This is a genomic window from Cytobacillus sp. Bva_UNVM-123 (assembly GCF_046351715.2).
Taxonomy (GTDB): Bacteria; Bacillota; Bacilli; order Bacillales; family Cytobacillaceae; genus Cytobacillus.
This window is the reverse complement of the sequence record NZ_CM177772.1, coordinates 2464657-2477854: the sequence shown is the minus strand read 5'-3', so window position 1 is coordinate 2477854 and position 13198 is coordinate 2464657. Positions and strand designations below refer to the sequence as shown.

Here is a 13198-nt window from a genome sequence, read left to right as displayed (position 1 = left end):
CTTTTCATCACTTTCTTAATTGTATCTTTTAAGCCAAATCGAGGAAAGTTTCTTTGCTTTTTAGTAATGCAAAAATCCAATGAACTAGTTTGTTTGTACAAGCAATCATAGCTACTTTAAAGGGTTTTCCTTCTTCTCGCTTTTTATCATAGAACGCTTTAAGTTTCTTATTGCGAGAACCTCTTATCCCACAGAGAACAGCCATATATAAAACATGACGCAATCTGCTTGAACCTCTCTTGGTAATCCGGTTTATCGTCGCTGTAAATTTACCTGACGAATGTACACTTGGATCAATCCCAGAGAAGGCAACCAGTTTTTTAGGATGTTTAAACCGTTCAATCTCTCCAATTTCGGAAATAATCGTTGCCGCAATTTTTTCTCCGATACCAGGGATTGACTGGATAATCTTATATTCTTCTATTTCTCCTGCAAGGGCATCTATTCGAGCATCTAACTTTGCTAGATGCTCTTGGTATTGGAGAAGCATTTGAATATACATCTCAAGACTTATCAAATGACTCTGATACAATGTTCTCTTAAATGGATTGCGGTTCGCTGCTTCAAGGAGCTTCTTTGCTCTGTTCCTTGCCCAACGCTCTGAACGACTCAAACATAAGCCTGAAATCTTTTCCGTTAATCTAGTTTCTCCAGCCCGTAACACAGATTCTGATGTACTAAATTCCAACAGTAAATTTAAGGACACTTTAGAATAGGTATCTCCAAATACCCCTTTGTATTCAGGAAATACCTGATCAAGAATCGCATGGAACTGTAATTTTGCTTGAACATATAGACCAGTAATTGTTTCATGCTGTCTTGTAAGATTACGAAGGTTTAAAAGTTGGATTCCCCTTTTCTTATATGGCTCAAAGTCTTCTTTGTAAAACAGTTCACACAAACGAAAAGCATCAATTTCATCCGTCTTTACTTTTCGTAAACTTGACTTTTTCGCATTTATAAGAAAGTAACGGATTAACCAGAATATACATGTAATTCTGCTCATCTAAAAATTGAATTACAGGTGTATGATAATGCCCCGTTGATTCTAATATTATTGTTGGCTCAACCTTAGTCTCCTTCTCCACCACCTCCAAAAAGCGAAGTAAATTTGTTAATTCCTCAGTAGTATGCGAAACAGTAAAGCTTTTTCCATATGGCTTTCCTTTATCTAAAAATGCTTGAACCTGACTTTCCCCTTTTGAAACATCCAGACCAACTACTGGATTCATTTTTTATCTCTTCCTCTCCATTTTATTTGCCAGTAACCCCTATTCCTCCATGCAGTATCATAGCTTCGCTTGTTATACGAGATCATTGTCCCAACCAGCCTCAAACATGTTTCTCCAAGTAGGGGGCGGACAGTTTAGTTGACGGGATCATTGTCCCACGCACCCGTACGTCCTACCCTGGCTACTGATATAATAGATTCTATTAAAAAAAGATCAACCAGTAAAAACTGGTTAACCTTATAATACGAAAGCACACCGTTACTTTAAGTACATTTCACAATCTCATTCATTTTCTATTTCATTATTACAGGATTACTGCTCTTTAAGTGAATTAACTTTATTCGCCCCCCATAAATCTTCATCATAAAAATCAACAGTTAGAGAATAACCATTCCCTTTGTTTGAAAGATACTTGAATCTAATATAAGAGTCCAAATGTTCATGCTCGTGCCAACCAGGATGCTTTTCATATAATTGTTTTCCATTATCCGAAATTTCCTTAACATCGATGGTAATATGATAAAAGACTTTCTTACTTCCAACCAAAAATAATGTTTCTGCATAATTTTTCAAATCCAAATAATCTTTATTTTGATTATGATAAAACGTCATAAAATCCTCTAATCGATTTACTTTATCTGTTTTTGGTAAGTCCACTTCTAATGTTGTTTCATTCAAAGATTTGTTAATACTGTTTCTTATTGTCTTCCATTGCTTCGTTTGAAATTGAACAGAGTGGTGAAGTAATACCAGATCATGATTGCGTACGTAATGTGACCAATTTTTTAAATAAGGAGTTAGAACGTTTTTCCTAAGGGGTAAATAAAATAAATAGTTTTTATGAAAATTTGCTAAATAAATTATGTGGGCAAGTATATTTAACTCCTCCTCTGTCCCAAATATAATGTACACTCTTGGTGCTGTTTCTAAGACATAAGTATGCTTCAATTCTACTTCGGGTTTAAGTATTCTTATATTTTTATCAAGATGAGATAATGTAGTTGAAAAAAACTTTAATTTCATTTTTTCTCCTTTAATAATAGGGATTATACTTGAATACAGAACTAATTCAACTAAACCAGCTAATAGTTTGTCAATATTTTTCAATAAAAACTTAAAATACTTCATGCTATACTAAATTTGCGCATACCAAATAACCTTCCAAGGTTCTGTGGTTGGAAAGTTTTAGACTGTTTAGTTATATTTTTATACTAGACTAGATCTTGGAAAGTCGATTTACTTTTTAAAAGCGCATAAATCCAATGTAAGAGTTTATTGGCACATGCGATCACAGCTACTTTGAAGGGTTTTCCTTCTTCACGTTTCTTATCATAAAACTCTCGTAATCTCATGTTACGAGGAATTATTTCATCTGTCGTTTTCTGCTTACGACAATCACGAATGGCGCATTTAACGGCCATATACAAGGCATGTCGTAACCTACTGGAGCCTCTTTTAGTAATTCGATTTTGAGTACCTTTGAATGTTCCAGATTCAAAGATGCTTGGATCAAGTCCTGCAAATGCGACAAGTTTCTTTGGGTGATTAAACCGATCAATCTCCCCTATTTCAGAAATAATCGTTGCCTCGATTTTTTCACCGATACCGGGGATGGATTGGATAATCTTATATTCTTCAATACTTTTCGCTAAAACATCTATCTCATCTTCAAGCTTAGATAGATGTTTTTTGTATTCAAGAAGCATAATAATATACATATTTAGGCTTAGAATAAGGCTACAATATAATGTTTCCTCAAAGGGGTTTTGCATTGCGGCAGCTATCAGTTTGTTTGCCTGACTGTTTGCCCATTCTTGTGAACGACTTTTACATAGCTCTTTTATTTTGTTAGCGATGGTTTCTTCGCCTGCTTCCAAGGCTTCTTTTGAAGTAGGAAATTCTTGTAAAGTTAGTAATGAAACATCGGAATATAAGGTCCCAAAAACTCCACAGTATTGAGGAAACACTTGATCGAGAATTGCCTGAAATTGCAGTTTAGTTTGGACAAACATGCCAGTAATATTTTCATGTTGTCTTGTAAGATTACGTAGATTTAAAAGCTGGATTCCTCGTTGTTTATAAGGCTCTAAGTCCTCCTTATAATACAGCTCGCAGAGATGATGAGCATCAATGATATCAGTCTTTACCTTGCGTAAACTAGAACTCTTAGCTCGATAGGATATGAGAGGATTCACGATAATCAATAAGTACCCTCTGTCCTCGAAATACTGGACAACCGGTGTATGATAATGTCCAGTGGATTCTAATACTATGGGAGGTCGTCCACCGGATACATCTTCTACTTCATTAATAAAATCTAAAAGACTAGCTAACCCTTCAAGAGTATGTGCTACTTTAAAGCTTTTTTTGTACGGCTGCTTTTTATCCAAGAATGCTTGAACCTGACTTTCGCCTTTTGCAACATCCAGACCGATGACCGGATTCATCATTTATCTCCTCCTGATGTTCAATTAACCGGTAACCCCTATTCCTCCATGTAGTTTCATAGCTTCGCTTGTTATACGAGATCATTGTCCCAACCAGCCTCAATCATGTTTCTACAAGTAGGGGGTGAACTGTTTAGTTGACGGGATCAAGTCCCACGGGTGCTTACGTTCTACCCCGGCTACGGTTATCATATATCGATATAAAAAATGATCAACCAGAAATATCTGGCTGACCTTATAATACGAATGCACCCCGTTAGCTGAATAAAGATTCTTACGCTTTACGGTTACTTAACTCATGTGAATGACTGTTCCATACTGAAGCAATTTTAGTTTTTTTGCCACAGATTGGGATGCGAAATTATCCCACGAAGTACTATATAGAGCAATTCGTCCTTGTTTTTGTACTGCTGCTGCCCAAGCATTTGTAACATCTATACCGTATCCTCTTCCACGGTAATCTTCATGTGTAAATAAACTTGCTTCGTCTGCATTTGTAGTCTTCCTTGCACTACAACAAATTGAAACAGGAAAATTATCTTCAACCATTACAAAACAAGGTTGCTTATACTCAAAATCCTTAAATGTATATGGATAATAGGGCTTTAAAAGTTCTTTATTTTCATGAGTTACTTGTATTGCTTGTGTATGAGCCGTATCCCTTTCATTAGGAAACACATACGCAAGTCCAATCCAAAAATTACTTAATGGACGGTATATGCTTAAAACATTGATTACTTCTCCTAGATTAGCACCAGGCTCTGTACCTATAACCTGTTCTAGCTTCTCTACAAGACTCTCATCCAGCGCATTTGAATACCTTATAACACTTCCCAGGTTGGTGACACCAACGAAAATTCTAGGTGCCTTATCATACGGTGGTTCATTTACGACTGTTACTCGATTTTCAGTATCGTGTTTAAATAACACATTCACATGATGTTCCATCAATTCTAAATCAGATAACATAAACATTCCTCCATAATTTTAACGTATCAATCTAAGCTTCGTTTTTATCTTTTGCTATATTATCCTGCATCTTTAGTTTCTACATTTCTTCACAACCTCACATAAATATCCAGTTTTATTTAAAGTCTTATTCCATAAATGGCCCTTAATGGAACAACAAAACATGGACTAAGTCTTTTAATCGCACATAGCTTTGTGTACTAAAATCCAAATTGCTTTAAGTGTAAATCTTCACAACCTGTTTTGTGAATCAAATAATCAAAAAGGCGATGCTTTATTCAAGCATCGCACTCATAAATGGATTAGACATTCACTTTTTTTCCATTACTGCAAAGTAATTATTTTCACTATCTGCAAAGTTAAATACTCTACCTGAAGGCATATTTACAATTTCACCGACTTTAATGTTTTTGTTTGTTAACATGATTTGCCCAATATTATGAATCATTGATATTTCCACTCCTTCCTTTACTTTATGACAAAACTTAATGATTCAATACTTTCTAACGCTAAATTCAGCATTACGGTAACTCTACTTCAGCGACTCCACAATCTCGCTCAAACGGTCCCAAGTTTCAGTAATTCCCTGTAGCATGCCCATGTCCATGACGGTCTTAAGGGCCTCAGCAGAAACATATTCAGCACGGTTTATCAGCTTCGTCTTTCCACCCAAATCGATGAAATCCAATGTCATTTCGGTCGACGGCATAGAGTCATTTACTTTGCCTTCGGCATCCGAAAAGTAATCGGTGTAGACAATCTTCTCCGGCTCGATAATCTCCTTATAAACCCCTTTGCCCCAAGATTCCATACCAAAAAATTGACCCTGATTCTGATCGACGCATTTCATACAATAGTGCCAAACGCCTCCCGGACGGAAATCGACGGTACAGACCGGAATCTCCCAGCCCCTCGGCCCCCACCAGCGTTTCAAATGCTCCGACTCTTTAAACATCCTGAATACGAGATCGCGTGGAGCATCGAAAACCCGCTCCAGTACCAATACCCGATCGTTCTCTACTCTTGATACCATTGCATGATTTGACATTGTATTTCCTCCTTGATCATGAAAAGTTTTTATGATTTTTCTTTTTTCTGTAATTCCTTCAAATAATCATCTAGATTGTCGAATCTTTCTTGCATGACTCGCTGGAAGGACTGTATCCAAGAATCAAGCTCTTGGAACGGCTCGGGACGGAGCTTATAGATGCGGCGATTAGCTTCAGCCTTCACTTCCACAATCCCGTTGTTACTAAGCACTTTTAGATGCTTCGAAGTTTGTGGCTGCCTTAATCCCAGCTGGTCGGCGATCTCCCCCACGGTCAGGGGACCATTACGCAAAAGTTCGACGATATCCATACGATTTGGTTCAGACAAAGCACTCAGCGTCATCATGTTCACGCCCGGAATCTTTCCTGACATGTTGCTCACCTCGTCAAGTGATGGCCTCCGGTTAAAGCACATCTACATAATTACTTGTATTATCGTTCTGTTGAATCCATTATGCCTAAAGAGGAATATTCCTGTCAAGGAATATTTGAGAAATGAAGTAATATCAGGTTTCGATATTCTTCCATATTATGATGAATGATCTATCAACATATTATACCCATTCACGATAATTCGAATTTACTATAACGATTAAAAGAGGTCACTATCGAATTAGCTTCCTTGTCATTCCAACAGAAAATTTTCTGAATCCAAAAGACTCATAATAGGACTCTAAGCTTTCTGTACACAAAAGTTGGGGGATTACTTGATTTTGTTCACATTGGGCAATCAATCGATTCAGCATTTCTTTACCGATCCCTTTGGACTGATAACTCGGAAGTACACATAGTCCACATATAATTCCAGTAATGACTCCATCCGATATAATTCGTCCCATCCCCACCAATTTTTGATTATCAAAAGCATAAATTGCGTACCAACTTTGATTGCACATTTGTTTCAAATCGTCTACGGATAATTCAAGTGAATTCCAACCTAATGATTCATAGAGGGAAAATAATTGCACAAAATCTTTTGGGGGTTCTTTTGTAAAATTTATAGTGTCCACGGTTTTGCCTCCTATTCATATGTTAAGGACTGAGCATTTAAAATCTTTTTAACTACTGCTAAGGAAAATGGCTGCATGCTTGAGCAACTGATTTTCCTTTTATTATTGAATATGTGATTTTCGGAACCGCACCTTTGTAAAAATAATTATTATCGAAGTGTATCGCTACCTTTTTTCTTTACTGCCATCCAAATTTCACTATATACATTTTCCGATACACCATTATACTCTGTAAACGAAATTCCAGGTAGTTCTACTAGTTCATAATCTGAAGATGGCAACCATTCAGAGTAAATTTTTGCGGTAGTTTCTTGAAGTGTAGCAGGAAATGGTCCTTGATTAGGGAAAATGGCCCATAAACTTTCTTCAATAGAAATTTGCTCTAAATGATCGAATGGATTTTCTTTTGTAGTTGCAAAACCAATCATATGAGTTAAACATCCTTTTTCCTCTAGGTAGCCATCATCAAAATCAATAGAAACATTCAAGACTTGATGAGGATATAAATCAGCTAATTGATGCATTTCATTTCTTTGTTGTTCGGTAATAGATTGGGCTAGTGCTAAGATAGCTTTATTTTCACCTTCGAATTGAATTGGCACTCTTTTCGATACACCTACGATATTAAATTTCCCTTTCTTTTCAATTTTGAATTCCATAGATTTTCCTCCTTTTATATCGATATAGAATGAAAATTTGGGAAATGATTTTTGAATTTTGTTTTTAGTTACCTCTGAAGGTAAAAAACCACTCCATTCACGAAAAGCTCTTGAAAATCCTTCTAATGATTGATAGCCATATTTATAGAAAATATCTGTTACTTTTGCACCGTTAATTAATTCAACATTCGCAACCGATAATCTCCTATTCTTGATATACTCATTCAATGACATACCAGCCATATACGAAAACATTCTTTTAAAGTGATAATCAGATAGTCCTACAATTTTAGCTATATCTTTTCCAGAGATTTCTTCCGTTAAATGTTCCTCGATGTAATCCATTACATTATTGAATTCTTGTAACATTCATTTCCCTCCTTTACAAGTACATATTATCGTTAAAATGTATGATTCACTCGATATTTTTTATACGGAATTTATCGGAAAGCGTCTTCCGTCATTTCTTTATGTAAGTTAATATACCAATGAAAAAAAGCATATCAATTACGATGTTAATTGATATGCTCGCCCATATCTATTTACAATGTTTCTCTACAAAAACAGAACTACTTAATGTTAGACGCTTAGATTAATTTCTTGTCCTGTAATAGAACATTCGGTACAACACGTATATAAATAAGCTCACTAATAAGTTCAACAATAGTTTGAGTAACAATTACAGCAGCAACTAGAGTACTAATATCAGGGAAAGCTAGTCCAAGAGGAAGTACTAATAAGGAATTTCGGGTAGCACTACTGAAAATAAGGGTTCTTCCTGCAGCAACATCTAATGTAAATAATTTACCTATATATTTTGCGATCATAGGCATAATGACCATGAAAGCAATGTAGATAGGCACCACTTTAATGACCTGATCTTTAAAATCAGGGAGCTTACCTATTTGAGAAAAAACAACTACAAAAAGGGTAACAGCCATTAATGGTACTGGAAGCCAAGCTGAAATATGTAAAACTCTTTCGCCTTTTAAAGATCTTCGAGAAATGATTTGTATCAGTATAGCTATACCAAGCGGTAATACAATCAATTCGAGGAATGCTTCAATAAAAGGTCCTGGTTCAACAATCATTGCCACTTCACTTCCAATAAAAATCCATAGATATAAAGGCAATAGCAGCATCTGTGTTACAAATAATAAAGGTGTAGAAATTAATATAAGCTCTTCGTCGCCCTTCCCTAAAGAAGTAAACACAATTACATAATCAATGCAAGGTGTTAATAATACTAAATAAACACCTATTAATAGAGAGGGATTATCAGGTAAAAATTTGGATAAAATCCATACTACAATCGGAACCACAATAAAATTAGTAACTAATAAAGCACTGATAAATCTAGAATTTTTAAAAGCATTTTTTAGCGACATAAATGGAATCTGTGAAAACATACTATACATTAAAAAGGCGATAACGAACGAAATAATTGCTTCTAGCCTCTCTCCAAAGCTTGGCCATGCAAAACCAAATAAAGTGGCGGCTATAAGTACAGCGAAATATAACGAAACTTGCTTCTCTTCAAGTTTTTCTCTTGTAATCATATGAAACTCCTTTAAAAATAATCATCCATCCGAAATATATAACTAATTATACAAAATAATTCAATCACATTCATATTTATTACAATAACTTGCCTTTTGCGCTTAAATGAGTATCCTCACAATCTATTTATCTTTACCAACTTACATTGAAGGGGATTAATCTGATCAACATCAGAAATTATTCGTCTATCAGGTCTGTTTCATCTTGTTTTGCATATGGATTTTATAAATCTCTCTGCTTCTTACGTTTGGAGGTATCGTCCCATGGTAAGGATTGAAGAACTAACTGGGCGTGTGCTCCTTCAAAGCTCACCCGACTATGACGAAGCAAGAAAAAATTATAACGGCCGCTTTAACAAATTTCCGAAAGTAATCGTTTACTGCGAGGTCACAGAGGATGTTGTCAATGCGATCCTATGGGCACGGAAGCAGCAGCTTCCTTTTCGCGTACGCAGTGGTGGACATAGCTATGAAGCATTTTCCCTCGTCGATGACGGTCTCATCATTGACGTTAGCGGGCTTATAAAGCTGCAAATCAATAAAGAGAATGGTACTGCGCAGATTGGTGCGGGGTTTCGTTTATTACCTTTGTACGAAGCGCTTTGGAATCAAAGAGTGACTATCCCATTCGGGACTTGTCCGACGATCGGTGTATCCGGAATAACGCTTGGAGGAGGATACGGTTTGTTGTCCAGGCTATTGGGAATGACCTGTGATAATGTACTCGAGGTAGAAATGGTGACAGCGCAAGGCAAGATTATCCGCGCCAATGATAGTCAGCACAGCAACCTATTTTGGGCTTGTCGGGGCGGAGGAGACGGCAGCTTTGGTGTAATTACTTCCTTTATTTTTCGTGTGCATCCGATCGAGAAAGTTACTCGTTACAGAATAACATGGGACTTTGCTGATCTCGAAAAAGTAATGCGTTATTGGCAGACTTGGGCTCCCCATGCTGATGCCCGTTTGGCATCCCTGCTATTATTTCCAGCACAAAAGCTAGGCGATCTTCGTGCCAACGGCGTATTTGTCGGCTCAGAACAAGAGCTTAGGCAAATTATTCGTCCTTTACAAAAAGCGACTCGGCCCAAGACCGTTGAGTTTCAGTCCACTACTTGGATAGAAGCTGCCCGCCTGTTTGCCGGACGGCCGGTAAAGCAAGAAAAATTTAAACATTCTTCCGCCTATGTCTACGAACCGCTGTCAGATGCTGCACTTGGCGTACTGACCCAATACTTGCAAAATGCCCCAGGTCCAATTAATGTGATCGCATTTGACGCCTATGGAGGTGCGATTAGTCAAGTACCCATCGATGCAACGGCATTTGCTCACCGCAATGCCTTGTTCGTGATCCAATATCAATCGTATTGGGTGCAGGATGAGGATGAAAAGAAAAATATTCAATGGATCGAACAATTCCGTAATTCCATGCTTCCCTATACTCGTGGCGCATTTCGCGACTACTGCGACACTATGATTCCTAATTGGGCAACTGCCTACTTCGAAGAAAACTTAGTTAGATTAAAGAAGGTCAAACAAATGTACGATCCCGAGAATTTATTCCGCTTCGAACAAAGCATTCCAAAATAAAAAAATTTAATAAGTGATGATGATGGTGTACTCAATACAACATATAGGGGAGGTATTGAAATTGGCAACTTACCTATGGGGAGTTGACTCCGCTCAGAGTGTAACAGAAGACTTATTTCAATGTGTTATGCGTAATTTTGGCTATCCGAAATTTTGGGGCAGATACATGGTAAGAGTTCCTGGTGCATCGGAAGGATTAACAAAGCAGGAAATCTCATTTATTCGAAGTAAAGGAATAAAATTATTACCTATATATAATTATTTTCAAGAGGCAAAAGGATACAGACAAGGAAGAATAGCTGCAAATAATGCAGTGTTTAATGCTCGAAGACTCGGAATTCCAAAAGGTGTTCCATTATTTGCGAATGTTGAACGCTTTTTTCAAGTTGATGAAGAATGGATACAAGGTTGGACGGAAGCAATGTTTACAAGTGGATATAAAAGTGGTATTTACAATGATCCAGTTGTTGGTGGTTTTAATAAAGCGTTTTGTCATGCTGCAAAAGTGAACGAAAAGGTAAAAATACAAAATATATTATGGAGTGCCGAACCAGAGCTGGAACCTAGTGGGCCGCGTAATCCACCAAATTATAAACCGAAGGCCCCAGATTGTGGTGGAAACGTATGGGCATGTCAATACAGCAGAAAGGTAACTCAGTGTCCAATTGATACTAATTTAGCCAACAATAGCTTAGTAAATAGTCTATGGTAATAAATTATGAAGTTGGTTTAACTTAGCCAATGACATAGAAATTAACATTAAAGACCTTTCTATCTGAAAATAGAAAGGTCTTTAATAGTGGTGTCAATTTAAAGTAACACTGCTTTCCTGAAAAAACTTCTCCATTTCTTCATTTGAAAAATCGGATAGTGTTTTATAGATATACTGAGGATTTCGATCTTTATCAATCACGACGGACCGTACACCTTCAAAGAAATCTTCATGTCTCAGAAAGTTCTTCGCGAGGATAAGATCAGTGGCAAAACATTCTTCTGCTGTTTTTTCTTCTCCATCGATTAGCTGTTTTAACGTAATTTTTAATGATGATGGAGATTTGGATAGAAGAATCTCTTTTGTTTTTGATGCAAATTCGCTCGGATCCTTCTCTAATGATGCGAGGATACCTTCCATAGAGCTATAAGAAAAATGTTTATCAATATCGGTTTGAAGGGTAGCAAGTTGCCCATTTTCTGATGAACGAGTTGCATATTTATCGATTAGCTGGACTAAGGCCACATTTACATCTTGCCCATGCCATTCTGTCTGTTCTATGCGTGTGAGGAATTCAGACAGCTTTCCACTATCCATGTAACGATCTGCAGCATTCGCAAACAGGACATCCGCAAACGGGATGACCGTTGCTGTTAATGCTAAGTAGCGTCCAACAAATCCCGGTGCTTTATTTAAGAAATAGGCTGCTCCAACATCCGGAAAGAATCCGATGTTCATTTCCGGCATAGCCCATTTCGTACGTTCAGTAACGATCCGATATCTAGCTCCATAAGTCAGACCTACTCCACCTCCCATGACAATGCCATCCAGGCAGGCAATAATTGGTTTTGAGTATGAATAAATCGCCATGTCAACTTCATACTCCACTTCAAAAAAGATTTCGGCTTTTTCTAATGCTTCCTGGCTGGAACGGGCTTTATAAAGCGTTTTAATATCACCTCCTGCACAAAATCCTTTCTTTCCTTCTCCTTTTAAGACAATGACATTGATTTGATCATCGGCTTCCCATTCTTTTAATTTCGCGCCAATCGGCTTCAGCATCTCGTAAGAAAGAGAATTTAAGGCTTTTGGGCGATTAAGCGTAATAAATGCCGTTCCGCCATCAGTGACCGAAAATAATACTTCATTCTCCAAGCTGAATTCCTCCCTTATACATGTTTAAATTCCGGCTGTCTTTTTTCAATGAATGCCTGAACTCCTTCTTTTGCATCTTCTGTTAAAAACAATTCGGCAAATCGCACCCGTTCCCTTTCAAGTCCTGCCTGAAGATCTTCTTTCGTTCCCTTTATCACGCATTCGATTGTGCGTGAAATACTTGTCATACTTTTTCCCTCAATAAATGATTGAGCAATAGCTTTTGCCGTCGGCAGAAGATCATCCGGTTCCGTAATCATTTGAATAATGCCCAAATTCAGTGCCTCGTCTGGGCTTAATTGTTTACTTGTTAATATTAAGTTTAATGCAGTTGCTGTATTTGTGATTCTGCTAAGCCGCTGTGTGCCTCCGAAAGTTGGAAGCAGGCCAAGCTTTAATTCCGGCAAGCCGAGAATTGCTTTATTTGATGCAATCCTGAAATGACAGCCCAATGCAAGTTCCAGTCCTCCACCAAGGGCAGGACCATTAATTGCCGCTATAACTGGCTTTTTCATTTCTTCAATTTCATTACAAATTGCCTGCCCTGCTTCAGCCATTTTCAATGCTTTCTCCTGCTGTCCGAAAGAAGAAACAAATTCCTTAATATCGGCTCCAGCTACAAAAAATCTGCCGGAACCGGTAAGGATAATGGCGCTTGTCTCCTCGTCTTCCGCCAGCTCCTGAAAAATAGAACGCAGATTATTAATACATTCTGATGATAAAGTATTTGCTGGGGGATTATCTATATTGACGATCGAGATTGAACCTTCTTTTTTAACATTTGCAAATGTATCTGTCATATGCCTTACCCTCCTATTC

General features: G+C 37.3%; 12 protein-coding genes and 2 pseudogenes. 2 read left to right on the top strand and 12 right to left on the bottom strand.

Features of this window, described 5'->3' with window-relative positions:
- Positions 1 to 28 precede the first annotated feature (28 nt).
- From KDN24_RS12315 to KDN24_RS12270, 10 genes and pseudogenes are all read right to left on the bottom strand, one after another.
- A pseudogene (locus KDN24_RS12315) lies at positions 29 to 1232 on the bottom strand (IS110 family RNA-guided transposase).
- A 312-nt stretch (positions 1233 to 1544) separates the two neighbouring features.
- Positions 1545 to 2255: a hypothetical protein gene (locus KDN24_RS12310; protein ID WP_409972735.1), complete on the bottom strand. Its 711-nt coding sequence runs from the start codon at positions 2253 to 2255 to the stop codon at positions 1545 to 1547.
- A 188-nt stretch (positions 2256 to 2443) separates the two neighbouring features.
- Positions 2444 to 3679, bottom strand: coding sequence for an IS110 family RNA-guided transposase (locus KDN24_RS12305; protein ID WP_491348481.1), 1236 nt, complete (start codon positions 3677 to 3679; stop codon positions 2444 to 2446).
- A 291-nt stretch (positions 3680 to 3970) separates the two neighbouring features.
- Positions 3971 to 4648 carry a GNAT family N-acetyltransferase gene (locus KDN24_RS12300; protein ID WP_409972734.1) on the bottom strand — a complete coding sequence of 226 codons (678 nt, stop codon included), beginning with the start codon at positions 4646 to 4648 and terminating at the stop codon, positions 3971 to 3973.
- 310 nt (positions 4649 to 4958) lie between these two features.
- Positions 4959 to 5069 (bottom strand): annotated as a pseudogene (locus tag KDN24_RS12295) (VOC family protein); the annotation flags it as partial.
- 111 nt (positions 5070 to 5180) lie between these two features.
- On the bottom strand, positions 5181 to 5696 hold the full coding sequence (locus KDN24_RS12290; RefSeq protein WP_409972733.1) for an SRPBCC domain-containing protein: 516 nt from the start codon (positions 5694 to 5696) through the stop codon (positions 5181 to 5183).
- Positions 5697 to 5725: 29 nt separating this feature from the next.
- Positions 5726 to 6070 carry an ArsR/SmtB family transcription factor gene (locus KDN24_RS12285; RefSeq protein ID WP_409972732.1) on the bottom strand — a complete coding sequence of 115 codons (345 nt, stop codon included), beginning with the start codon at positions 6068 to 6070 and terminating at the stop codon, positions 5726 to 5728.
- Between the two features lie 232 nt (positions 6071 to 6302).
- Positions 6303 to 6707 (bottom strand): GNAT family N-acetyltransferase, encoded by a 405-nt coding sequence (locus KDN24_RS12280; protein WP_409972731.1) that lies wholly within the window; start codon positions 6705 to 6707, stop codon positions 6303 to 6305.
- Between the two features lie 149 nt (positions 6708 to 6856).
- On the bottom strand, positions 6857 to 7735 hold the full coding sequence (locus KDN24_RS12275; protein WP_409972730.1) for an AraC family transcriptional regulator: 879 nt from the start codon (positions 7733 to 7735) through the stop codon (positions 6857 to 6859).
- Positions 7736 to 7953: 218 nt separating this feature from the next.
- Complete coding sequence (locus KDN24_RS12270) at positions 7954 to 8925, bottom strand: arsenic resistance protein (RefSeq protein ID WP_409972729.1); 972 nt, start codon at positions 8923 to 8925, stop codon at positions 7954 to 7956.
- Between the two features lie 264 nt (positions 8926 to 9189).
- Here KDN24_RS12270 and KDN24_RS12265 point away from each other — a divergent pair, with 264 nt between their 5' ends.
- A complete protein-coding gene (locus KDN24_RS12265; RefSeq protein WP_491348437.1) occupies positions 9190 to 10512 on the top strand; it encodes an FAD-binding oxidoreductase in 1323 nt (440 codons plus the stop codon).
- Between the two features lie 61 nt (positions 10513 to 10573).
- Positions 10574 to 11224: a glycoside hydrolase domain-containing protein gene (locus tag KDN24_RS12260; RefSeq protein WP_491348436.1), complete on the top strand. Its 651-nt coding sequence runs from the start codon at positions 10574 to 10576 to the stop codon at positions 11222 to 11224.
- Between the two features lie 93 nt (positions 11225 to 11317).
- Here the strand turns inward: KDN24_RS12260 and KDN24_RS12255 are convergent, their stop codons facing one another.
- On the bottom strand, positions 11318 to 12379 hold the full coding sequence (locus KDN24_RS12255; protein WP_409972726.1) for an enoyl-CoA hydratase/isomerase family protein: 1062 nt from the start codon (positions 12377 to 12379) through the stop codon (positions 11318 to 11320).
- Positions 12380 to 12393: 14 nt separating this feature from the next.
- The gene (locus KDN24_RS12250; RefSeq protein ID WP_409972725.1) at positions 12394 to 13179 is read right to left on the bottom strand and encodes an enoyl-CoA hydratase-related protein; all 786 of its coding nucleotides are present in this window, start codon (positions 13177 to 13179) and stop codon (positions 12394 to 12396) included.
- Positions 13180 to 13198: the final 19 nt, after the last annotated feature.